The sequence below is a fragment of the Caulobacter sp. GW456-12-1-14-TSB4 genome (assembly GCF_059424195.1).
This window is the reverse complement of record NZ_JBWKZF010000014.1, coordinates 61,006-84,040: the sequence shown is the minus strand read 5'-3', so window position 1 is coordinate 84,040 and position 23,035 is coordinate 61,006. Positions and strand designations below refer to the sequence as shown.

Genomic DNA, 23,035 nt, shown 5'->3' with positions numbered 1-23,035 from the left:
AACATGCTGCTCCTGGCCTTCATGGCGCCGGACTTTCAGAAAGCGATCCTCGCCGGCGAGCAACCAGCGGGCATCACGCTGCGGGCCCTGATCGAAACGACGCTGCCGATCTGCTGGACGCAGCAGCGTCGCGGGTTCGCGGCCTTCCACTACTTGCCCTGACTGGATCGCAGACGCGCGGAGACAAGGGCCGAAAACGGCCCGCTACCGGCGATGAAGCCTGGGGATTTCGGGGACTCTTGCGCGACTTTCGGTCCGAAAGGTCACGTGCTTTCGGGGCCTTACGGCCGCGTCGGCGCTCAATTGCGTGAAAGCAAGGACAGCGTGGCGGTGAGAGAGGGATTCGAACCCTCGATAGAGTTTCCCCTATACACGCGTTCCAGGCGTGCGCCTTCAACCACTCGGCCACCTCACCAGCGCACTCGAGTCGGGGGTGGTTGAGACCCCCGGCGCGGGAAGGCGCGCAATATACTCAGGGACCGTCAGGTAGCAAGCGCGTTCCCGGATGAAAGACGCGACATGACCGCCTATAACGGCGACCGAAGATTTTCCGCGTTGAAAGACCCGAAATGCCGTCGTCCGAAAAGCTTGCCGACCTGCCCACCGCTGATGCCGCCCTGCCCGGCCGTCCCGAGCCGATCCCGACGGCGGAAACGCACTTCATCAATGGCCATCCGCTGAAGGGTCCCTATCCGGACGGCCTGGAGACGGCGATCCTGGCCATGGGCTATTTCTGGGGCGTGGAGCGGGTGTTCTGGCAGATCCCGGGCGTCCATGTGACCGCCGCCGGCTACTCGGCCGGGATTACGCCGAACCCGACCTATGAGGAGGTCTGCACCGGCCGCACGGGGCATACCGAGGTGGTGCTGGTGGTGTTCGACCCGAAGGTCGTGACCTACGACGCCCTGCTCAAGACCTTCTGGGAGAATCACGACCCGACCCAGGGCATGCGCCAGGGCGGCGACATCGGCACGCAGTATCGTTCGGGTCTCTATGTCACCAGCGACGCCCAGGCCGCCGCCGCCGTGGAGTCGAAGGAAGCCTACCAGCAGGCCCTGTCGGCCAAGGGCCTGGGCGACATCACCACCGAGATCGCCGCCGCCGGGCCGTTCTACTTCGCCGAGGACTATCACCAGCAGTACCTGGCCAAGAACCCCGAGGGCTATTGCGGCATCGGCGGCACGGGCGTCGTTTGCCCGATCGGCTTGGGCGTCCAGAGCGGCGTGCCCGCCTGATGACCCCGGAGGCGTTCGACAAGGCGTGCCTGGCTCTGCCGGGCGCCACCCTCTCCATCCAGTGGGGCGACGACCACGTGTTCAAGGTCGGCGGCAAGATGTTCGCCGTCCGTGGCGCCGCCGTGCCCAAGGGCGGGATCTCGTTCAAGGTCTCGGACGTGGCGTTCGAGGTGCTGACCGAGACTGGCCGGGCCGTACCTGCCCCCTACCTTGCCCGTGCGGGGTGGGTGCGGTTCGAGGATCTTTCAGACCTGGACGCCGGCGAAGTCGCCGACTGGCTCAAGAGCGCCCACGGCCTCGTCGCCGCCAAGCTCACCCGCAAGCTTCGGGCGGAGCTGGGGCTTTAGGGCCGGCCAGACCCTTCAGAGCCATGGACTCGATGGACTCCAGCAGGCGCTCGTTGGTCAGGCCGGGCGTGGTGGGGGCCCACTTGGTCAGCCAGATCAGCATGCCGACCATCAGCTGCACCACCAGGGCCGGTTCGCACGGCGCGACGGTGCCGTCGGCCATACCCTCTTCCAGAAACCGCTCCAGCCGCTTGGACAGCCGCGCCGACCAGGCCTCGATCGCCTGGCGCTGATCCTGGTCCAGATACGAGCTGTCGCCGAAATAGAGCTGGGGCCCGTTGACCACCGCGTCGTCGAGCAGGGCCTGCAGGAAGCGCCGCAGCTTGCACAGGCCCGTGCCGCCGTCGGCGTCGACCTTGACCAGTATGGCCTCGAACCGCTCCAGCGACTGCTGGTGGCCGGCATAGGCCAGGGCCTGCTTGTTGGGGAAATAGTAGTAGAGGGCCGCGTCCCTCAGATCGAGGGCGGCGGCGATCTCGGTCATGGTGGCCGCCGCGAAGCCCTTGGCGTTGATGATCTTGATGGCCGCGCGCAGGATCGCCTCGCGCTTCTTCACCGACTTCTGGCTCTGCGCCATCGGCCTGACGTCGTCCGCCAAGATGCGAGGTGTCAGGACCACAGGGTCCGCGCCCTTAGCCAATCGTTCTCTCTCCCTTGCCGGTCCGCGCGATTCTAGCGTCGCGCGATACCGATGCCTTCCAGCATCACCCGAACCCGTTGTGGCGCAAACCGAAAATTCTAACTTGCGCTAGAATATCGAGTTCATATTAAAATCAGCGTCAGTTGCGGACGGATGCAAGACCGTTCGTGCTGGGGCGGAAACATGACGCAAAGCGTCCTAATCCACGGCCAAGGGCTCCCGACCGCGTCTTCGTGCGGTTCGCGCGGTCGGCCAGGATCGCCCTTCCCTCACGTCAACATATCCGCTCTTCCCCAAAAGAAACCCGCGATTGCTCGAGGCGGGACGGGAAGAAATGCGGAAAATAATAAAGAAAAACAGGGAGTTCGTAATGAGAAACGTCCATCTGCTGGGGGTCTCGGCCCTCGCGCTCGCCATCGCCGCGCCCGCCTACGCGCAAACCACCCAGGCTGACGGCAACTCGATCTCGGAAATCGTCGTCACCGCCACCAAGCGTGAACAGACCCTGCAGGACGTGCCGATCTCGGTCGCCGTCACGGGTCAACAGACCATCGAACGCGCCCAGGTCCGCGACCTGATCGACCTGCAGTCGGTCGTCCCGTCGCTGAAGGTCCAGCAATTCAACGCCGCCGGCCAGACCAACTTCGTCATCCGCGGCTTCGGCAACGGCAACGGCAACGACGGCATCGAAAGCTCGGTCGGCATCTTCATCGACGGCGTCTACCGCTCGCGCTCCGCCGCCGCCCTGGACGACCTTCCGGAAATCGAACGCGTCGAAGTGCTGCGCGGCCCGCAATCGACCCTGTTCGGCAAGAACGTGTCGGCCGGCGCGATCAGCATCGTGACCAAGAAGCCGCAGTTCGATTTCGGCGCGAAGGTCGAGGCCACCTACGGCAACTACAACACCCGCCAGATCAAGGGCACCGTCACCGGCCCGCTCAGCGACACCCTGGCCGTGCGTCTTTCGGGCAGCCTGAACAAGCGCGACGGCTACTTCACCAACCTGACCACCGGCAGCGACGTCAACGACCGTGACCGCTGGTCGATCCGCGCCGACGCCCTGTGGGAGCCGACCGACAAGACCTCGTTCCGCGTCATCGCCGACTACAACAAGATCAACGAGACCTGCTGCGGCGTGACCTCGATCTTCAACGGCCCGGCCACCCTGGCCATCGGCGGCATCCTGAAGAAGCCGATCAGCGACACGACCAAGATCTTCGACCGTGACGTCATCTTCAACACCGACCCGGCCAACAAGCTGTCGGGCAAGGGTCTGTCGGGCCAGCTCGACCATGACCTGGGCTTCGCCAAGCTGACCGCGATCACGGCCTACCGGAACCAGAAGAACGCCTCGTTCCAGGACATCGACTTCACCGGCGCGGACATCTCCAACAACCGCACCGCCAACACCATCAAGACCTTCACCCAGGAAATCCGCCTGGCGTCGAACGGCGAAGGCCCGTTCAACTGGCTGATCGGCGGCTTCTACCAGAACGAAAAGCTGGATACCGGCCGCACCATCACCTACGGCACGGACGTCCGCGCGTTCGCCGACGCCCTGGGCGGCGCCGTCCCCGCGAACCTGCTGGCCGCCCTGCCGGCCGCGCTGCGCCCGGCCCTGACCGGCCGGTCGAACATCTACGCCCTGGAATTCCTGCAGAGCCTGGTGACGCCGTCGATCCGCCCCGGCTCGACCTACTTCCAGGCCGGCCAAGGCCTGGACGACTACTACAAGATGAAGCAGGACTCGTACTCGCTGTTCAGCCAGTTCGACTACAAGGTCACTGAAAAGCTGACCCTGACCGGCGGCCTCGCCTACATGAACGACACCAAGAAGGCCCGCTCGAACGTGGTCATGAACGACCCGTTCTCGGCGCTGAACCTGGGCGCCGTGCCGCAGTTCGTCGCTCTGGGTCTGCCCGGCAACCTGTACAGCGCCCTGGGCGGTCTGCAGTTCTTCTACGGCAACGACCCGACCCACGGCCCGGTCAACTATCCGAACGCCACCGAGTCCGGCGAACTGAAGGGCGACAAGGTCACCTACGCCGTCCGCGCCGCCTATGACTTCGGCGCGATCAACGCCTATGCCAGCTACTCCACGGGCTGGAAGGCCGGCGCCTTCAACCTGTCGTCGGACAGCCGTCCGCCGAACGCCAACGGCGTAGGTCGCAGCGCCCAGCCGGAAAACGTCGACGTCATGGAAGTGGGCGTGAAGGCCAGCTTCCCGGGCGGCTACGCCAACATCGCCGCCTTCAAGCAGTCGATCAAAGGCTTCCAGTCGAATGCCTTCACCGGCCTCGGCTACAGCCTGGTCAACGCGGGTAAGGAGTCGGTCAAGGGCTTCGAGGTCGACAGCGCCTGGCGTCCGGTCCAATGGCTGAATCTGGCCGCTTCGGTCACCTATCTGGATCCGAAGTACGACAGCTTCGCCGGCGCGGCCTGCGTGACCTTCGACACCGTCCGCTGCCCGGTCGATCCGGCCACCGGCCGTCGCCCGAACTTCCGCAACCTGACGGGCGACACCCCGGCCGGCATCGCCAAGTGGTCGTTCTCGACCTCGGCGACGATCAACCACGACATCACCGAGAACTGGCAGGGCTATGCGCGCGTGGAATACGACCACAGCAGCAAGGTCCAGCTGACGGAAACGGTGTCGCCGGCCCTGGCCAGCTATGACACCAACATCGTCAACGCCAGCGTCGGCCTGATCCAGACCGCCAGCCAGCTGGAAATCGGCCTGTGGGCCCGCAACCTGACCAACGACGAAAGCCTGATCTCGGCCTTCCCGACGGTGGCTCAGGACGGCAGCTACAGCGGCTATCCGAACGCGCCGCGCACCTACGGCGTCACGGTTCGCAAGAGCTTCTAAGCCGATCTGACGAGGGCGGCCCGGCCGAAAGGCTTGGCCGCCCTTTTCTTATGCAAAGTGGCCTGACCACTTTCCCTTGCGCCCTGGCCACCGGCCGTGCTTCAACCTCTGCGACAGGCCGAATGGCTGGTGGAGGACGCGATGGGATTGAAGGCTCTGATTGGCGCGGCATGCGCGCTGACCCTGCTGGCGCCGATGGGCGCATCAGCCTCATCCCCCACCCTGACCCGGGCCGACAACCGCGACGGCCAGGACCTCTCGGGGACCTGGCATTACTCGGTCGACCCGTACCGCGATGGCCTGGCCGGCTTCCACCGCGGCGCGCCGGGCGAGGGCCACCGCCGCTATGACGATGTCGATGTCGACGCGGTGACCAAGGCCAAGCCGAACGCCCTCTACGAATACGACATGGACCGCAGCCCCACGGCGACCCTGCCGCAAGGCTGGGTCGGGCACGACCCGTCCCTGCGCTACTACCAGGGCCTGATGTGGTACGAGCGCCGCTTCGACGCGCCGGCCCTGAAGCCCGGCCAGCGCGCCTTCCTGCGCTTCGAGGCGGTCAATTACACCGCCAAGGTGTTCCTGAACGGCAAGGCGGTCGGCGAGCACGAGGGCGGCTTCACGCCGTTCTCGATGGAGGTCACCGACGTCCTGCGGGCCAGCAACAACCAGGTCACGGTGGGCGTCGATTCCACGCCCCAGGCCGACGGCGTGCCGCCGCCCGTCACCGACTGGGAGAACTACGGTGGGATCACCCGGCCGATGCGGCTGGTCATCACGCCGGGCACGTTTGTCGACGAAGCCTGGGTGCGCCTGACCAAGGACGGCAAGATCGCCGCCACCGTGAAGCTGGACGGCGCCCAGGCCGCCAACCAGGAGGTCCATGTCCGCGTCGCCGAACTCGGCCTCGACGTCACCGGCAAGACCGATGCGCAGGGCGTGCTCAACGCCTCGGCCACCGCGCCCAAGGGCCTGGTCCGCTGGTCGCCCGAGAAGCCCAAGCTCTATGACGTCGTCGTCCAGACGGCTGAGGACAAGCTGACCGACCGCGTCGGCTTCCGCACCATCGAGACCAAGGGCAGCCAGATCCTGCTGAACGGCAAGCCGATCTTCCTGCGCGGCATCTCGATCCACGAGGAGGAGTTCGGCGAGAACCCCGCCCGCACCATCACCGAAGCCGGGGCCCGCGCCCTGCTGGCCGAGGTCAAGCAGGGCCTGCATGGCAACTTCGTGCGCCTGGCCCACTATCCGCACAGCGAGATCACCACCCGCGTCGCCGACGAGATGGGCCTGCTGGTCTGGAGCGAAATCCCCGTCTACTGGCTGGTCGACTTCGGCAATCCGCGCACCTTGAAGCTGGCGCGCGACATGCTGGCCGACAACATCCGCCGCGACCGCAACCGCGCCTCGATCATCATGTGGAGCGTGGCCAACGAGACGCCGATCACCGCCCCCCGCAACACCTTCCTCTACCAGCTGGTCGACGACGTCCGCGCCCTGGACGACAGCCGCCTGGTCACCGCCGCCCTGCTGACGGCGCGCAAGACCAACAATGGCGTGGTCGAGATGGGCCTGAACGATCCGCTGGCCGACAAGCTGGATGTGCTGGCCGCCAACACCTACAACGGCTGGTACAGCGACGACACGCTCGACAGCCTGCCGGACATGACCTGGAAGGCCACCGACAAGCCGATGGTGTTCTCGGAATTCGGCGCCGACGCCCTGTCCGGCTTCAGCGACCCGGTCCTGATGCGCAAGTTCTCCGAGGACTTCCAGAAGAAGTACTACGAGAAGACCCTGGCCATGGCCGCCAAGGCCCCGACCCTGGCCGGCATGTCGCCCTGGATTCTCAAGGACTTCCGCGCCCCGCGCCGCCAGCACCCGATCTATCAGCAGGGCTGGAACCGCAAGGGCCTGGTCTCGCCCACCGGCCGCCGCAAGCCCGCGTTCTTCGTGCTGCAGGGCTTCTACAAGCAGAAGGAAGCCGCCCAGAAGTAGGACCGCGACCGGCGGGGGCCCATGAGCCCCCGCCGGTAACCATACTCACGTATAGGTGCGACAGACCAACGCAGGGTCCCGCCAAGCCTTGGTTGAATGGTCCCCGAAACGGGGATGGAGAACACTGATCGTCGAAACACGGAGCCCTCTCCCCTGGGGCACAACGGAGATCGACGCCATGTCCTACCAACCCGCCGCCCGCGCCTTCGACACCGCCTCCGCCCGCTTCGACGGCGTCGTCGCCGGCCAGGTCCTGGAAGACGAGGTCCGCTCGTTCGCGCCGGACCTGAAGGACATCCTGGCCCGCGCCGAGCGCTCGATCGGCGATGACCTGGAGACCGCCCGCGCCCTGCTGGCCAAGGCCAACGCCATGATCGCCGAGGCGGCCGAAAGCCACGGCCGGGCCCGCGAGGTCAATCTGGGCGGCCTTGCGCCCTGGCAAGCCAAGCGGGTCAGCGCCCACATCGACGCCCATCTCGGCGACACCATCCCGGTCACCTACCTGGCCCAGCTGGTCACGCTCAGCGCCGGCCACTTCAGCCGCGCCTTCAAGCAGACCTTCGGCGACACCCCGCACGGCCACGTCATGCGCCGCCGGGTCGAGACCGCCAAGGCGATGATGCTGAAGAGCGCCGAGCCGCTGAGCCAGATCGCCTATCTGTGCGGCTTCGCCGACCAGGCCCACTTCTCGCGCACCTTCCGCAAGCTGGCCGGCGCGACGCCCCTGGCCTGGCGCAGGGCCCATTACGCGGTCGCCTGAGACAGCTATGCAAACGACTGCGCGCGTTTGTCGCACAAGAATGACGCCCATAAAGCGTTGCCATCGGTCGCGGACTCGACGAAGTTCGCTGAACTCGGCGCACCCCACCGCGTCCGACACCTTTCAAGAGCCGGCTGGCCCGCCCAGCGCAGACCAGCCGGCTTAATTTAAGGTCCAGCGTTGGGCCCCGTCTCGGGTCTGTTCCCCTTAAAATCCAAGCGCACGATCCCCTCGTGCAATCTTCAGTCGCTTGCGAGTTCCTGCTTTTCGCCTGAATATGAAAACGTTTGCAAGGTAGAGCCTAAAATGGTCGACATCGCCGCCCCCGTCATGCTGAAGCGCCAGGTCCTGGCCATGAGCCGGCTCGCGCCAGCCGTGATGACGCTTGGGCTTTGGGCGATAATGATCGAAGGCGTGCGTCTGGCGGCCTCGGCGCTCTAGGCCGCCGGCAGGACCACCCGGAACAGGGCTCCGCCGCCTGGCGCGGTCTCCACTGCGATGCCGCCGCCATGGGCCTCGACGATCGATTTGCAGATCGACAGGCCCATGCCCATCCCCGTCGCCTTGGTCGAGTGGAAGGCTTTGAACAGGACCTGAGCGTCCTGAGCCTCCACGCCCGGACCGGTGTCGAGCACCTCCAGCACCACCGCCTCGCCCTCGCGCCGCGTGGACAGGGTCAGGTCGCGCACCGCGCGGCCGGCCATCGCCTGGATGCCGTTCATGGCCAGGTTGATGACCACCTGCTGCAACTGCACCCGGTCGCCGCTGACCTCGCCGACGTCCGGCGACAGGGCCAGGATCAGCCGCACGTCGTGCGCGGCCAGCTCGCGCTTCAACAGCAGCGCCGCGTCCTCGATCGCCGTGTTCAGCGCCACCGGCGCGCGCTGCGGGTCCTTGTTCGAGGCCAGCGCCCGGATGCGACTGATGATGTCCGAGGCGCGCTGGCCCTCGACGATCATCCGGCCCATGGCGGCGCGGGCTTCATCCAGGTCGGGTTCGGCGCGATTGATCCAGCGTAGCCCCGCCTCGCCGTTGGTGACGATGGCGGCCAGGGGCTGGTTGACCTCGTGGGCGATCGAGGCGGTCAGCTCGCCCAGGGTCGAGACCCGGGCGGCGTGGGCCAGGTCCGCCTCGGCCTTGCGCAAGGCGTCCTGCGCCGCCAGCCGGTCGCTGATATCGACGATGCCGACCAGCACCGTGCCGCGCTTGACCCCGTCGCGCGGATAGCAGGTGGTGAACAGGGCGTCGAACTCGCTGCCGTCGGCCTTGCAGAACCGCGCCTCGGCCTCGTAGCTGTGCCGCCGCTCCAGGGCCGCGAACACGCTTTCGGCGAACATCGCCTCGCTGGACCGGGGCCAAAACCGCGACACCGATCCCAGCAGCTCCTCGCGCGAGGCGCCGAACAGGGCGACGGACTTGTCGTTGACGTCGACCACCTTGGAGACCTCGATCATCCGGCGGACGACCTCGGGATGCTCGGCGACATAGGCGCGGACGTCGGTCATGCCCTGGGCCTGCAGGTCGGCCAGCACCTCGCCCAGGCCGTTGAAGTCCAGCTCCCAGAACGACACCGCCATGGCGCGGAAGACGTTGCTGTAGCGGTATTCGCTGTATTTCAGCTCCAGGGCCGCCCGGCGCGCGTCGGTGACGTCGCGGCCGGTCTCCAGCACCTCGATCGGCGTCCCCTCACCATCGCGACGAAGCGTCCAGCGGCCATCGACGACCACGGTCTCGCCGGCGCCGGTGGTCCGGGTCAGCTCGCCCTCCCAGTGGCCGGTCTCGATCAACTGGGCCTTGATGTCGGCGATCTCGGCCGGATAGCGAGTGGCCAGCAGGGCGTCGGGGTCCTTGCCGACCGCGTCCTCGCGCGCATGGCCGTACAGCGCCGCCGCGCCGCGATTCCAGAAGGTGATCCGGCCCTCCAGATCGCTGACGAAGATGGCGTCGTGCGCTGCGTCCAGCATCTCGGCCAGGTCCTGGCGGCGACGCTCGACGTCTTCGGTGATCATGCGGCCCCCATCTCCGATTGCATAATTGACGAGGCCGCGCGTCTGGTCCAGCTAACGAGAACGATGGTCACCCAAACGGTCCATATCGTCGATGACGACGGCGCCCTGCGCGAGGCGCTGGGCAGCCTGTTCCGGTCGGTCGGGCTGGAGACCAAGGCGTTCGGCAACGCCCAGGAGTTCCTGGCCTCGGGCCACGCCCATCAGGCCGGCTGCCTGGTGCTGGACGTGCGCCTGCCCGGCCTCTCCGGCCTCGACTTCCAGGAGAAACTGGCCGCCGCCGACATCCGCATGCCGATCGTGCTGATGACCGGTCACGGCGACATCCCGATGAGCGTGCGCGGCATGAAGGCCGGCGCCGTGGACTTTCTCACCAAGCCCTTCCGCGACCAGGACATGCTGGACGCAGTCGCCGCGGCCCTGGAGCGCGATGCGGCCTCCCGCGCCGAGCAGGGCGGCCTAGACGACCTGCGCGCCCTCTACGAGACGCTCAGCGTGCGCGAGAAGCAGGTCATGGCACTGGTCGCCAGCGGCTTGATGAACAAGCAGGCCGCCCACCAGCTGGGCCTGTCCGAGATCACCGTGAAAATCCATCGCGGCAACCTGATGCGGAAGATGGAGGCCAAGAGCCTGGCCGACCTGGTCCGCATGGCCGAGACGCTCAAGCTGCGGCCCGAAGAGCCGTCTTGAACGATCCTCACGCAAAGCCACACAAACCTCCGTATAATTCCAGCCGAAGCGGTTATGGGGCACTTGTCGTCCGGCGACCTTCCCGTCGCGCGTACCAAGGACACGGCCTTTGTCAGCTTCGCCGCTTATCTGCGTCATCGACGACGACGATTCCGTCCGTGTCTCGCTGGAGGGCCTGCTGCGTTCGCTAGGTCACCGCGTGCGGGCGTTCGAGTCGGCGACGGCCTTCATGGCCTCGGACGCGCGGGCTGAGACCGACTGCGTGATCAGCGACGTCCAGATGCCCGGCATGACCGGCGTCGAGATGAAGGAAGCCCTGGTCGCGGCCGGCGACAAGACGCCCGTGATCCTGATCACCGCCTTCGCCGACGACACCCAGAAGGCGCGGGCGGAAAAGGCGGGCGTGACCTGTTTCCTGCCAAAGCCGTTCACCGGCGAGCGGCTGATCGACTGCCTGAACCGGGCGCTGATCAGCTAGATGCTCCCCTCTGGGGGAGCTGTCGCGGAGCGACTGAGGGGGCCATCTGGGCATAGGCCGCGCTGCCCCCTCCGGCCCTGCGGGCCACCTCCCCCAGCGGGGGAGAATCTCTAAAACGGCTTCTCGCCCTTGATCGTCACGCGCTCGACGATCCGCTCCTGGGGCCAGTAGTCCAGGATCGCGTAGTGCTGGGTCGCGCGGTTGTCCCAGAAGACGATGGCGTTCGGGGTCCAGCGGAAGCGGACCTGGTATTCGGGCGACTTCACGCGGTCCAGCAGGTCGGCCAGCAGCGCCTTGGCCTCGTCCTCGGGCAGGCCCAGGATGCGGGTGGTGAAGACCTTGTTGACGAACAGATGCTTGTCGCCGGTCTCGGGATGGGTGCGGACCACCGGGTGGACCATCGGCGGATAGGCGGCGCGCAGTTCCTGGCGCTTGGCCTCATCGACGCGATAGCCGTAGCTCTGGATGATGTCGTGCTCGGCCGTCAGGGTCTCCAGCTGGTCCTTCAGCTTCTGCGGCAGGTCGGCATAGATCGCGGCGGTGTCGGCGAACAGGGTGTCGCCGCCCAGCGGCGGCATGTGCCGCATCCGCAGCACCCCGCCCATCGACGGCGCCTCGCGGAAGGTGACGTCGGTGTGCCACTTGTTGGCAGCGCGGACGATCGGGACGATCTCCTCGCGCAGCTTCATGCCGTCGGCGGCCTCGATGTGCAGGATCTCCGGGAAGCCCGGCACGTGGGCAGTCACCGGATGTCCCTCCAGATCGCCGAAATAGCGGCCGAAGCGGACGTGGGCCTCGTGGCTGATGTCCTGGTCGCGGAACCATACCACCTTGTGGCGCAGCAGGGCCGCGCGGATCGCCGCGACGATCTCGGGCTTGAGCTCTTCGCCCAGATCGAGGCCCGAAATCTCGGCCCCCAGCACCGTGCCTGCGGGGGTGACGGTCAGGCCGGCATAGTCGACGGCGTCTTTTTCAGAGATTGAAACCGGGGCGTTCATGGCGTCCTCCCGAGGGCTTTTCACGACCCTACGACTGAACGCCGTTCACTCAATTCACAATTTCTGGGGCCGATACATGCGTTCCTCGTAGTCGAACCAGTCGAAGTCGGCCGGCGCGGCGGCCCCCGAGGTGTCCTGGCAGGCCATGCCAACGAAGGCGCCGGTGAAGTTCGGCGCGCCGGGAGCAGTGGCTTCGTCGGAGAGGATCGAAGCGTCGAACACTTCGGGCAGCCAGGTCCAGGCCCCCTGCCCTTGCCGGTAGCCGAAGCGCAGGCGCTCGAAATCGACCTCGACGCGCAGCTCGACGGGGCCGGCGGCCAGCGGGATTTCGGCGGTGAAGCTGTCTGACTGCGGGCTGTCGGGATTGCAGCTCATCACCCGCAGGTGCTTGCCGATCGCGTCGTCGTGGCTGACGTGCAGATAGTGCAGCTTGGAGCCGTTGTAGTAGCAGACCAGGCCGGCGGCCTGCTGGAAGTGCTCGGGCTCGAAGTCCAGCACCGTGGCCGCCGAATAGCACTGGGCCTGTTGCCGTCGCGCGACCAGGGCCTGCTTGAAGACGCTGCCCAGGCTCTCGCGGCCGTAGAGTCGCAAGGACCCCGGCTTGGCGGTCAGGCTGAACAGCTCCTCCGGATAGGGCGAACGCAGCCACTGGAAATCGATCGGCAGGTCGGGGCCCTCGAAGTCCGCACGGATAGGAGCGACGGGCCAGGTCTGCTCGGGCAGGTTCGGCGCGGGCGTCTCCAGCGTCGGGTCGCCGGAGCCATCCAGGGTGCGCGGCCAGCCGTCCTCGCCCCAGACCAGCTTCTGGATCGCCGTCTCGCGGCCCAGCGGGCAGCGGCCGCGATTGGGCAGCGGGCGGCCGCACAGATAGACCGCGTAGGTCTCGCCGTCGGCGGTCTCGACCAGGTCGGCGTGACCGGCGCGTTGCAGCGGCGCGTGCGGACGATCGCGCGAGGTCAGGACATAGGTGTCGGGGTGCAGGTCATACGGGCCTTCGAGGTCGCGCGAGCGGGCCATGGTCATGGCGTGGCCCCAGCCGGTGCCGCCCTCGGCGGTGACCAGGTAGTACCAGCCGTCGCGCTTGTAGAGATGCGGGGCCTCGGTCAGGCCGATCGGCGTACCGTCGAAGATCACCTTGCGCTGGCCGACCAGCTTCCCCTCGGCCGGCGAGAACTCCTGCAGCACGATCCCGGCGAAGCGGTTCTTGCCCGGTCGGTGATCCCAAAGCTGGTTGACCAGCCACTTGCGGCCGTCCTCGTCATGGAACAGCGACGGGTCGAAACCGGAGCTGTTCAGATAGATCGGGTCCGACCACGGCCCGTCGATGCTGTCGGCGGTGACCAGGTAGTTGTGGAAGTCCCGCAGGGACGCGCCCGACGCCCCGCCCACCGTCGTGCGGCCATAGCGCTTCACGTCGGTGAAGATCAGCCAGAACTTGCCGTCGGCATGGGTCAGGCACGGGGCCCAGACGCCACAGCTGTCGGGATCGCCCAGCATGTTCAGCTGGCTGGGACGGTTCAGCGGCCGGGTGAGCAGGCGCCAGTTCTTCAGGTCGCGCGAGTGGTGGATCTGCACGCCCGGGAACCACTCGAAGGTCGAGGTGGCGACGTAGTAGTCCTGCCCCACCCGCACGATCGAGGGGTCGGGATTGAAGCCGCGCAGGATGGGGTTCTGGATCACGCTCATGCCTTAACCGCCTCGGACGTCCCATTTGGCGCGGCGCGGTCCTTCACCAGCGTCCACAGCAGAACCGCCCCGGCGATGTCGAGCACGCCCAGGGCCACGAAGAACGGGTCATAGCCGATCTTGGTCACCAGCCCGCCGATCATCAGCGAGAAGATCAGCAAACCGAGATTGCCCATCATCCCGGCCAGGCCCGCCACGGTGGCGACCTCGTTACGGGGGAACAGGTCCGAGGCCATGGTGATGACGGTCACCGACAGGGTCTGGTGCGCGAAGCCGCCCAGGCACAGCAGGGCGATGGCGGCGTAGGCGCTCTCGACCTTGCCGACGAAGATCATGCCGGTCATCAGCACCGCGCCCAGGGTGAAGGCGATGCGGCGGGCGTTGATCAGCGACACGCCGCGCTTCTGCAGGAAGTGGGCGATGATCGGCCCGGCGAGGCACCCGAGGTCGGCGGCCACGAACGGCATCCAGGCGAACAGCGCGATCTGCTTGAGGTCGAAGCCGCGCGTCTGGGTCAGGTACAGCGGCACCCAGAACGACAGCGTGCCCCAGGTGGGATCCGCCAGGAAACGCGGCAGGGCGATGCCCCAGAACTGACCCTGCTTTAGGATCGAGACGATCGACGGCCGCTTGCCCGTGGCGGTCAGGTGCGCCTCCTGGCCGGCGGCGATCAGAGCGCGCTCCTCGTCCGTCATCGACGGGTGCTGCTCGGGCGAACGGTAGCAGACCAGCCACAGCACCACCCAGACCAGGCCGAACGCGCCGGTCAGCACGAAGGCGGCGCGCCAGTTCCAGGCCAGCACGGCCCACACCACCAGCGGCGGCGCCAGGACCGAGCCGATCGAGGCGCCGATATTGAACATGCCGCCGGCGAAGCCGCGCTCCTTGGCCGGGAACCAGGTCGCCACAGTCTTCATGCCCGCCGGCTGGGCCGAGCCCTCGGCCAAGCCCAAGAACCCGCGCAGGAAGGCGAAGCCCTGCCAGTTGTGGACCAGGCCGTGGGCCATGGCGATCAGCGACCAGGCGGCGGCGAACACCGCAAAACCGGTGCGCAGGCCCAGGGTGTCCAGCACATAGCCGCAGACCGGCTGCATCATGATCCCCAGCTGGAAGGCGCTGGTGATCCAGGAATATTCCTTCACCGAGATGCCGAGATCCTTCAGCACCGTCGGGGCCGCGATGCCCATGGTCGAGCGCGTCAGGTAGTTGACGATCGCGCCCAGCATGACCAGGCCGATGATCCACCAGCGCAGGGCTTTCAGCTTCGGCAAAGGCGATACTCCCCATCGGACCGTCACCTTGGCCCGTTCGGTGTTACCGCTATCGTCGATAAGGTCTGACGTCCACCCTGTCGTGGTCTGATATCATCCGGCCTTCTTGGGCAAGGGATGGCCGGCGGCCAGGGCCTTGGCCCGTCGGTTGACGCGGCTAGTGACCGAGGGGGTCTTCTTGCCGGCCTTGGCAGCAGGCTTGCTCGTGGCGCGCGACTTGGTGCGCGCGTCCTTCTCGGCGGCCAGTTGCTGGAAGATCCGCATATGCTTGTCCGCCCGCTGCTTGCAGTGGGCGTGCATGGCCTCGAGTTCCTTGTCGGTCAGCTTCTCGATGCCGATGAACTCGTCCTCGGCCGCCGTGGTGGCGCGGATCAGCTCGTCCAGCTTGGTCTGCAAGGCCAGGCCGTCGCGGTTCTGGGTGTTCTGGATCAGGAACACCATCAGGAAGGTGATGATCGTCGTGCCGGTGTTGATCACCAGCTGCCAGGTCTCTGAGAACTTGAAGAGCGGCCCGGTCACCGCCCACAGCACCACGAAGGCGACGCAGATCAGGAAGGCGGGCGGACTGCCCGTGGCCCTGGCCGTGACATTGGCGAACTTGGCGAACAGCTTGTCCACGAGCGACCTCCTTAGGGATCGCCCCGGTAACGCTTAGACGGGCGCGGAGGCTCCGCGTTGCGGCATCGGCTGATGCAGGACCTCGGCCCCGCGCCGCTCGACCTCGCCGACGAAGCGGTCCTTGCCATCAGCGGCAGCGGCCGGCTCCCAGACGAACACCCCGACGCAGTCGTGCGCCTGAGCGACCTCGGCCGCCAACTCCAGGGCGTCGAGATCGTCCTCGGCCGTGTTGGCGATGAAGGTCAGGGACACGCCATCGGCGCGTCGCGGATAGAAGAGGTAGGTGGGCATGCGTTGCACTCCTGCCATACGAGCGGGAGCGAAAGCCGGGGCTTCATCTCTCAGCCATCGACGCTCGAGAGACCGTGCCGATGATTGCCAAAGCTTAGCACCCCGATTTGGGGAGCGCGAATGAATATGGGCAATATAGGCAATAAATGTCTGTCGTAAACTCGACACTCACAGGCTCGTGAGCGCTGTAAACCATCGAAATACATCATGAATACGAAGCATTCGAGATGCATTGGCGATCGTATAATTGATCTATTATCTGCAATCGAGCTTCAAGAAACACTTCTCTCCGTTCTCCCCGGCGAAAGCCGGGGCCCAGATCCATCCTGAGCGTCAGCCGTGAATGCGATAAAGCGCCGCGCGAAACCGCACGGCGCTGTGGGTTCGATCTGGGCCCCGGCTTTCGCCGGGGAAACGGGTTTATCTGTAGGTCAGCGTCCAGCTGACCGTGATCGGCCCGTTCGCGCCGGCCGCGCCGGTGCAGCTGGTCAGGGCCGTCATCGCGCCGGTCGGGCTGCGATAGGGCTTCTCGTCGGCGAGCGCCCGGGTCGAGCAGGTCAGGCCCTCGACCTTGAAGCCGGTGACGTCGCCGGTCCCGAACGTCGTCGTTCCGCCCTTGGTCGTCGCCTTGCCGGAGAAGCTGGCGAAGGCCAGGTCCACGGCCTTCACGGCGACGCCCGGCTTGGGCGTGAACACGTCCGTGCGGCGGATGCGGCCCGGCTCCAGCACATAGGTCGTTTTCACGCTGAAGCGGTCGTCGGCCACCGGGGCCTTCTGGCCCAGACGGTCCAGCCGGTCCTGGTCGTAGGTCACGGTCGTCCGCGCGCCCTGCCCGTCCACCTTCACGTGGGTGGCGTAGGCCAGCGGCGCCAGCTGCGCGCCGTCGGCCAGGGTGATGCGCGGCAGCAGCTGCGGGAACACCTCGTCGGCCACACCCTGCAGCATCCCCGGCGAGAACGGCACGGGGTAGTACGGCGTGTTCATGTGCTGGCTTTCGCCACCGTTGATGATCGGCAGAGAGATCACGCGCCCCCGGTCCCGCAGGGTCACCACCAGCCGGTCGTTCTGCCCCTTCGCGAACCAGGTCACCGTCCGCTTGGGCAGCTTGTCCAGCCAGGCGCCGAAGCCCGGGTCCGGCGCCTTGTCCTTGAAGCCCAGCGCGTTCCAGATCGCGCTGGTATAGATGTACTGCCGGCCGAGGCTCAGGTTCTCGCCCAGGATCCGGTGCTTGCCGCGATAGGCGTCCGTGCGACGGCCATGCTCCCACATGTTCACCGAGCCCATCTTGGGATCGAACCAGAAGTCCATGTAGCGGGCCGCGACGCGCGACGAGAACGCGTAGGCCATCTTCTTTTCTTCCGGCGTCAGCACGTCCAGCTTGGCCGCGGCGGTCAGCACCTCCAGGAAGGCCGTCTCGCCATAGGTCCCGATGGACCGGCCGTATTCGAAGCCCTCGCCGCGCGGGTTCAGGCGCGGCAGCATCAGGTCGACCGAGCGGCGCAGCCACTGGCGCACCTCCGGCGTGGCGGGCATGCCGGCCTCGATCAGGCGATGGCTGATCTCGCCGATCAGCAGCACGGAATAGCGGTCGAAGCGCCCGTCGCCGTCGGTTTCGTCGGCGAAACCGTATTCGCCAGAGTACTTGCGATAATGGTCCAGCGTCTTGCCCAACAGGGCCTCGCTGGCCGAGGCGTCTTCCCAGCCCAGGCGATAGCGCAGCCGCGCCACGCTGAAGGCGACGCCGTAATAGTTGTTGGGCAGGTTGATCAGGGTCAGGTCGTCGGTGCGGACGAAGCGGCGCCAGTCCAGCTTGGCCTTCAGCTTCTCCAGGGTCGCCGGCGCGATCGCTTGGTCCAGCAGGCCGGCGTCCTTCAGCATGTGGATCGCCTGGCAGTAGTAGTAGATGCCCCAGGTGTCGTTGGGGTCGTCGACGGTCAGGTCGGCGATCTGGCGATAGGCGGCCAGGTAGCGCTGGAACTTCGGATCGGTGCGCGGCGTGTCGACGATCAGGTAAGCGAGCCCGATGGCGATCTTGCCGGGCAGGAACTTGTCGTCAGCCTCGAACACCTTGACCCCGTCCAGGGTCATGTCGCGCTTCTCGGCCAGCAGCTTCTCCAGCAGCACGGCGGTCTGCGGCAGCAGCCGCGTCTCAACCGTCTGGTTCATCGGCGCGACGGGGCCGGCGTAGAGCGGGCCGCGCGGGCCTTGCTCAGGAGCAGCCAGGGCGGGCGCGGCGACCGCCAGGGCCGCCGCCGTCAGCAGGAGAAGCGCACGCACGAAGTGGCCTTACCAGTTGAACATCGTCCCGTCCTGCAGGCGGTTCACCGGCAGGTAGGCGCGCTTGTACTCGTACTTCCCGGCCAGTTCCTCGTCGATATCGACGCCCAGGCCCGGCTTGTCGCCCGGGTGCAGCAGGCCGTCGCTGAAGGTGTAGGCGTGCGGGAAGACCGCGTCCGTCTCCGGCGTGTGGCGCATATATTCCTGCAGGCCGAAGTTCGGGATCGACATGTCGAAGTGCAGGGCCGCGGCCATGGTGATCGGCGACAGGTCGGTGGCGCCGTGGCAGCCGGTCTTGACGTGGTGCAGGTCGGCGAAGGCGGCGATCTTCTTCAGATTGCTGATCCCGCCGGCGTGCAGCACCGTGGCGCGCAGATAGTCGATCAGCTGTTCCTCGATCAGCTGCTTGGCGTCCCAGACGTGGGCGAAGATCTCGCCGACGGCCAGCGGCGTCGTCGTGTGCTGACGGATGATGCGGAAGCCGGCCTGGTTCTCGGCCGGGACCGAGTCCTCCAGCCAGAACAGGCGATAGGGCTCCAGGTCCTTGCCCAGGCGCGCGGCCTCGATCGGGGTCAGGCGGTGATGGACGTCGTGCAGCAGGTGCACGTCCCAGCCCAGCACCTCGCGCGCCTTCTCGAACAGTTTCGGCGTGTGCTTCAGATAGGCCGAGGTCGACCACAGGTTCTCGGTCGGCAGATTGCCGTCGGCCGGCTCGTAGAACATCTTGTCGCCGGAGACACCGTAGGTGCTGGCCAGGCCCGGCACGCCCGTCTGCAGGCGGATGGCCTTGTAGCCCATGGCCTTGTACTTCACCGCCTCGGCGATGGTGTCGTCGATGGTCTCGCCGTTGGCGTGGCCATAGACGGTGACGCCCGTGCGGCACGCGCCGCCCAGCAGCTGGTACACCGGCAGGCCAGCGACCTTGCCCTTGATGTCCCACAGCGCCATGTCGACGGCCGCCAGGGCGGTCATGGCCACCGGGCCGCCGCGCCAGTACGAGCCGCGATAGAAGAACTGCCAGATGTCCTCGATCTGATGGGCGTCGCGGCCGATCAGGCTGGGGATCATGTGATCCTGCAGGAAGCTGACCACCGACAGTTCACGGCCGTTCAGGGTGGCGTCGCCCACGCCGGTGATCCCGTCCTCGGTCGTGATCTTGAGCGTCACGAAGTTGCGACCGGGGCAGGTGACGATGACCTTGGCGTCGATGATCTTCAGCATGGACCTGGAGTAGCTAAGCGCGGCCGTAAAGTGGCCTGACCACTTCTAGCGACTTATCCGACAAGAAGCTAGTGGCCTTGCCAGTTTGCTGAGCACGGTCCTGTAGCGCGCCGAACAGTCATACAATAGGGTGTTCCGACCCCGGCGCAGCGCCGGCTGGATTGACGAGACGATGACGACTTCGACGGCCGAAACCCGCAAGCTGTACCAACAAGTGGCCAATTCGATCGCCGACGCGATTCGCGACGGCACGCACCGCCCTGGCCAGCGCCTGCCGTCCGAGCGTGATCTGGCTGAAGACTATAAGGTCAGCCGCCCGACCGTGCGCGAGGCGATGATCGCCCTGGAAATCCGCGGCCTGGTCGAAGCCCGTCACGGCTCGGGCGTCTATGTCACCGAGGCCCCTCGTCCCGAGGCCCAGGCCCCCGAACTCGACATCGGCGCCTTCGAGCTGACCGAGGCCCGCCGCCTGATCGAGGGCGAGGTCGCCGCCCTGGCCGCCGCCACCATCACCGAGGAAGAACTGGCCGAGCTGGCCGCCATCCTCGACGACATGGTCGTGGAGAACGACAACAACGTGAAGGGCGACCGCGCCGACCGCCGGTTCCACGTCACCATCGCCCAGGCCAGCCGCAACAGCGCCTTCGTCACCGTCGTCGAGAACCTGTGGGACCTGCGCTACAAGTCGCCGCTGTGCCGCGCCATGCTGGAACGCGCCCGCCAGGTGGGCGTGCGCCCGCTGATCGACGACCACCAGGAGATCCTCCTGGCCCTCAAGGAACGCGACCCCACCGCCGCCCGCAACGCCATGCGCGAGCACCTGGGCCGGGTGATCGACAACCTGCTGACGGCGACGGAAATCGACGCCCTGGAACGGGCGCGCAACGAGGTGGCGGCGCGGCGGACGGAATTGGCGCGGCGGTCGGCGATTTAAATCCCTCTCTCATAGAGAGAGGGATTTTGGTGCGCGCGCCCTCAGCTGTAGGTCACTTCCTGTAAGCCCCGATCGTCAGCCGGCTCTGGTCCGCCGGGTCTTTCTTGGCGATGAAGTCGGCCTTCTGAGCGAAACCCGCATCGCCATAGGCCGTGGCCGCCAGGTCATACAGCGGCAAGGCCTCTTCCGTGGCCTCGGCCGGCTTCAGTTCCTTGAACGGGAAGGCCGCCTCGTTGCCGACATAGGGGGCCAGGTAGTCGAAGGCGGCGCGCAGGCCCTGACCCTTCGGGCCCTTGTAGTTCCACAGGTCGACGCCGACGCAGGGGCCCAGTTCCGCCATGCCGACCAGGGGCTCGATGGCGAAATAGCTGTAGTGCAGGCCCCGGGTACGGGCCAGTTCCTTGGGCATCTTGCCGTCGGGATCGATCTGCGGGTCGATTCGGGCCTTGCCGGCCCCGGCGATCGTCGCCTTGGCCAGATCAGGCTTGCGGGCGAACAGCGCGAAGGTCGCCAGCTGGTAGTCGTACCAGATGCCATGGTTGTTCTGGGCCGCCTGCTCCTCCTTGGCCGTCGCGCCCTTCTGGAGCCACTGGGTGTAGACGTCGAACCAGTGCTCGATCGCGGTCTGCTCGGCCGGCTTGATCGCGCCCGACGGGGCCAGCAGGCCGATCGACTCGACCACGCGCAGCAGGCGGAAGGTGTCCAGCACGCCCTCGGCGCGGCCCGGTGTGCGGCCGGGAACGCCCTGGGCGAAAGTCATGTGCGGCCGCATCCGGGTGTCCGGGTCCAAGAACCAGACGTACAGCAGCTCCGAGGCCTTCTTGGCGTATTTGGCGTCGTCGGTGAAATAGTAGGCCAGGGACAACGCCTCGACGGCATTGGCCATGTTGTCCATGCGCACGGCGTCGAAGGCCTCGGTGTTGCGCTCGGGGTTCACCTCGCCGTCCTTGCGGATATAGGGCTCGCCCTTTGGCTGGGCGGGGTCGGGCCACCAGTACGGGCCCATCGAGATGTAGTCGTGCTTGTCGCCGCTGGGCGGCGTGCGGGTCTTTTCGGTGACGGCGTAGTACGGGCCGTCCAGCGCCCTGTCGGCGCGGGCCATCAGGGCCTTGTAGGCCGGGGCGACGGACGGATCGGCGAGGTTGGCCTTGGCCGCCTTCAGCGCCTGCGGCTGCCAGCGGAAGGTGCGGCGACCGTCGAAGTCCGCGGCGTAGCCGTTCTCGGCCTTGCAGACGGGGCCGGCGGCCAGGGCCGGCGCGGCGGCGGACAGCGCGCCCAGGGCGACGGCGCAGCAGGCCAGCGCACGGATCGTCGATCGGATCATCGGGTGTTCCCTCCTCCTCGCCCGGCTTTTGGAAACCGGTGTCAGAGTCAGCTACACCGAAATTGGGCGACCAGACAAGCAACTGGCATGACCAGAATTCCACATGCTGGGCGACATTTGCCTGCAAGTGGCGAGATCAGGTAAGATAACTTTCAGCAGCGCCCGACAGAGGCGCGCTCAAGAAGGGGAGGTTTCGATGCGCATGCGGTTCGCGACGGCCTTGGCCTGCCTGGCGCTGAGCGCCCTCCCCAGTTATGCGCAGAGCCCGAAGCCGCCCAAGCCCACCACTGTCCAGGCCGATCTGGCCGTCTCCGCCCTGACCTTGGGCCGCGCCGTCGCCGACTGGCAGCTGCGCCACATGGACGGCGCGTTCGACTATGTGAAGACCCAGCGTCCCAAGACCCAGAACCCGCGCGGCTGGATCCAGGGCGCCTTCTACGCCGGCCTGACCGCCTTCGCCGAGCGGACGGGGGATGCGGGCTACGCCCAGGCCCTGCGCGCGCACGGCGTCCAGCAGGGCTGGGGGCTGGGCCAGCGGCCGTTGCACGCCGACGACCACGTCATCGCCCAGTCGTGGATCTGGGTGTACGGCCGCGATCATGACCCCGCCCAGATCGCGCCGGTGAAGGCCCGCTTCGACGCCATCCTGGCCGATCCGCCCAAGGCCGACCTGACCTTCATCGACGGCCAGGAAGAACAGCCCTGCCAGGTCCGCTGGTGCTGGAGCGACGCGCTGTTCATGGCCCCGCCGACCTGGGTCGCCCTTTCCGCCGCGACCAAGGACCCGCGCTACGCCGCCTATGGCGACAAAGAGTTCTGGGCCAGCACCGACTGGCTGCTGGACAAGGACAACGGCCTATACTTCCGAGACAGCCGCTATTTCGACCGCCGCGACGATCAGGGCCGCAAGATCTTCTGGAGCCGCGGCAACGGCTGGGCCTATGCGGGGATCGTCAACATCCTGAAGACCTTGCCGGCCGACCACCCGTCACGCCCGCGTTATGTTGCATTGTTCAAGCGGATGTCGGCCAAGCTCGTGGCTCTGCAGAAGCCCGATGGCTACTGGTCGGTGTCGCTTCTGGCCCCCGAGCACAGCCCGCCGGAAAGCAGCGGCACGGGGTTCTTCGTCTACGGCCTGGCCTGGGGCGTGAACACCGGTCTCCTGCGAGACCCGAAATACGAAGCCGCCGCGCGACGCGGCTGGAGCGCCCTCGCCAAGGCCGTGCAACCGGACGGAAAGCTCGGCTGGGTGCAGCAGGTCGGCTATGCGCCCGACCATGTCGAGGCCGACGACACGCAGCTCTACGGCGCGGGGGCGTTCCTGCTGGCGGCCTCGGAAGTCTCGCGCGGCCGCTTCTAGCGCCGCCGCACCACCCCTTCGAAATTCGGATG

21 protein-coding genes and 1 tRNA gene are annotated in these 23,035 nt (G+C 66.8%); 11 read left to right on the top strand and 11 right to left on the bottom strand.

All coding sequences use genetic code 11. From position 1 onward, the window contains the following. Nucleotides 1-3 precede the first annotated feature (3 nt). Nucleotides 4-162, top strand: a complete 159-nt coding sequence (locus AC07YH_RS14805; protein ID WP_494747732.1) for a hypothetical protein — start codon at nucleotides 4-6, stop codon at nucleotides 160-162. 163 nt (nucleotides 163-325) lie between these two features. Here AC07YH_RS14805 and AC07YH_RS14800 read toward each other — a convergent pair. Then, nucleotides 326-415 (bottom strand) — tRNA-Ser (locus AC07YH_RS14800). A gap of 154 nt (nucleotides 416-569) precedes the next feature. Between AC07YH_RS14800 and msrA the strand changes: the two genes are divergently transcribed. Further along, on the top strand, nucleotides 570-1,235 hold the full coding sequence (gene msrA, locus AC07YH_RS14795) for a peptide-methionine (S)-S-oxide reductase MsrA (RefSeq protein ID WP_494747731.1): 666 nt from the start codon (nucleotides 570-572) through the stop codon (nucleotides 1,233-1,235). Further along, nucleotides 1,235-1,582 (top strand): MmcQ/YjbR family DNA-binding protein, encoded by a 348-nt coding sequence (locus AC07YH_RS14790; protein WP_494747730.1) that lies wholly within the window; start codon nucleotides 1,235-1,237, stop codon nucleotides 1,580-1,582. The genes msrA and AC07YH_RS14790 overlap by 1 nt, the downstream gene beginning before the upstream one ends. On the opposite strand, the gene AC07YH_RS14785 is transcribed toward AC07YH_RS14790, so the two are convergent. Further along, the gene (locus AC07YH_RS14785) at nucleotides 1,548-2,222 is read right to left on the bottom strand and encodes a TetR/AcrR family transcriptional regulator (protein WP_494747729.1); all 675 of its coding nucleotides are present in this window, start codon (nucleotides 2,220-2,222) and stop codon (nucleotides 1,548-1,550) included. The genes AC07YH_RS14790 and AC07YH_RS14785 overlap by 35 nt on opposite strands. 370 nt (nucleotides 2,223-2,592) lie before the next feature. On the opposite strand from AC07YH_RS14785, the gene AC07YH_RS14780 reads away from it, so the two are divergent. From AC07YH_RS14780 to AC07YH_RS14765, 4 genes are all read left to right on the top strand, one after another. Further along, nucleotides 2,593-5,091, top strand: a complete 2,499-nt coding sequence (locus AC07YH_RS14780) for a TonB-dependent receptor (protein ID WP_494747728.1) — start codon at nucleotides 2,593-2,595, stop codon at nucleotides 5,089-5,091. A 141-nt stretch (nucleotides 5,092-5,232) separates the two neighbouring features. After that, nucleotides 5,233-7,089: a glycoside hydrolase family 2 protein gene (locus tag AC07YH_RS14775; RefSeq protein ID WP_494747727.1), complete on the top strand. Its 1,857-nt coding sequence runs from the start codon at nucleotides 5,233-5,235 to the stop codon at nucleotides 7,087-7,089. Nucleotides 7,090-7,267: 178 nt separating this feature from the next. Continuing rightward, nucleotides 7,268-7,849 carry a helix-turn-helix transcriptional regulator gene (locus AC07YH_RS14770; protein WP_494747726.1) on the top strand — a complete coding sequence of 194 codons (582 nt, stop codon included), beginning with the start codon at nucleotides 7,268-7,270 and terminating at the stop codon, nucleotides 7,847-7,849. A 306-nt stretch (nucleotides 7,850-8,155) separates the two neighbouring features. Continuing rightward, nucleotides 8,156-8,290: a hypothetical protein gene (locus AC07YH_RS14765; protein ID WP_494747725.1), complete on the top strand. Its 135-nt coding sequence runs from the start codon at nucleotides 8,156-8,158 to the stop codon at nucleotides 8,288-8,290. Here the strand turns inward: AC07YH_RS14765 and AC07YH_RS14760 are convergent. Continuing rightward, nucleotides 8,287-9,858 (bottom strand): sensor histidine kinase, encoded by a 1,572-nt coding sequence (locus tag AC07YH_RS14760; protein ID WP_494747724.1) that lies wholly within the window; start codon nucleotides 9,856-9,858, stop codon nucleotides 8,287-8,289. The genes AC07YH_RS14765 and AC07YH_RS14760 overlap by 4 nt on opposite strands. Before the next feature lie 63 nt (nucleotides 9,859-9,921). On the opposite strand from AC07YH_RS14760, the gene AC07YH_RS14755 reads away from it, so the two are divergent. Next, nucleotides 9,922-10,545 (top strand): response regulator transcription factor, encoded by a 624-nt coding sequence (locus AC07YH_RS14755; RefSeq protein WP_494747723.1) that lies wholly within the window; start codon nucleotides 9,922-9,924, stop codon nucleotides 10,543-10,545. A gap of 109 nt (nucleotides 10,546-10,654) precedes the next feature. Further along, nucleotides 10,655-11,023, top strand: a complete 369-nt coding sequence (locus AC07YH_RS14750; RefSeq protein WP_494747722.1) for a response regulator transcription factor — start codon at nucleotides 10,655-10,657, stop codon at nucleotides 11,021-11,023. Between the two features lie 110 nt (nucleotides 11,024-11,133). On the opposite strand, the gene AC07YH_RS14745 is transcribed toward AC07YH_RS14750, so the two are convergent. From AC07YH_RS14745 to manD, 7 genes are all read right to left on the bottom strand, one after another. Next, complete coding sequence (locus tag AC07YH_RS14745; RefSeq protein WP_494747721.1) at nucleotides 11,134-12,021, bottom strand: TauD/TfdA dioxygenase family protein; 888 nt, start codon at nucleotides 12,019-12,021, stop codon at nucleotides 11,134-11,136. A gap of 54 nt (nucleotides 12,022-12,075) precedes the next feature. Then, entirely contained in the window at nucleotides 12,076-13,707 is a 1,632-nt protein-coding gene (locus AC07YH_RS14740) for a glycoside hydrolase family 43 protein (protein ID WP_494747720.1), read from the bottom strand. Beyond that, on the bottom strand, nucleotides 13,704-14,933 hold the full coding sequence (locus AC07YH_RS14735; RefSeq protein WP_494747777.1) for an MFS transporter: 1,230 nt from the start codon (nucleotides 14,931-14,933) through the stop codon (nucleotides 13,704-13,706). The genes AC07YH_RS14740 and AC07YH_RS14735 overlap by 4 nt, the downstream gene beginning before the upstream one ends. A 138-nt stretch (nucleotides 14,934-15,071) precedes the next feature. Continuing rightward, a complete protein-coding gene (locus tag AC07YH_RS14730) occupies nucleotides 15,072-15,596 on the bottom strand; it encodes a low affinity iron permease family protein (RefSeq protein WP_494747719.1) in 525 nt (174 codons plus the stop codon). Between the two features lie 33 nt (nucleotides 15,597-15,629). Further along, on the bottom strand, nucleotides 15,630-15,887 hold the full coding sequence (locus tag AC07YH_RS14725; RefSeq protein WP_494747718.1) for a hypothetical protein: 258 nt from the start codon (nucleotides 15,885-15,887) through the stop codon (nucleotides 15,630-15,632). 420 nt (nucleotides 15,888-16,307) lie between these two features. Then, nucleotides 16,308-18,164 (bottom strand): hypothetical protein, encoded by a 1,857-nt coding sequence (locus AC07YH_RS14720; RefSeq protein WP_494747717.1) that lies wholly within the window; start codon nucleotides 18,162-18,164, stop codon nucleotides 16,308-16,310. Nucleotides 18,165-18,173: 9 nt separating this feature from the next. Beyond that, on the bottom strand, nucleotides 18,174-19,385 hold the full coding sequence (manD, locus tag AC07YH_RS14715; RefSeq protein ID WP_494747716.1) for a D-mannonate dehydratase ManD: 1,212 nt from the start codon (nucleotides 19,383-19,385) through the stop codon (nucleotides 18,174-18,176). 172 nt (nucleotides 19,386-19,557) lie between these two features. Between manD and AC07YH_RS14710 the strand changes: the two genes are divergently transcribed. Then, nucleotides 19,558-20,319, top strand: a complete 762-nt coding sequence (locus AC07YH_RS14710) for a FadR/GntR family transcriptional regulator (protein WP_494747715.1) — start codon at nucleotides 19,558-19,560, stop codon at nucleotides 20,317-20,319. Between the two features lie 52 nt (nucleotides 20,320-20,371). On the opposite strand, the gene AC07YH_RS14705 is transcribed toward AC07YH_RS14710, so the two are convergent. Continuing rightward, the gene (locus tag AC07YH_RS14705) at nucleotides 20,372-21,643 is read right to left on the bottom strand and encodes an alginate lyase family protein (protein ID WP_494747714.1); all 1,272 of its coding nucleotides are present in this window, start codon (nucleotides 21,641-21,643) and stop codon (nucleotides 20,372-20,374) included. Between the two features lie 196 nt (nucleotides 21,644-21,839). Here AC07YH_RS14705 and AC07YH_RS14700 point away from each other — a divergent pair, with 196 nt between their 5' ends. Next, nucleotides 21,840-23,003 carry a glycoside hydrolase family 88/105 protein gene (locus AC07YH_RS14700; protein ID WP_494747713.1) on the top strand — a complete coding sequence of 388 codons (1,164 nt, stop codon included), beginning with the start codon at nucleotides 21,840-21,842 and terminating at the stop codon, nucleotides 23,001-23,003. Nucleotides 23,004-23,035: the final 32 nt, after the last annotated feature.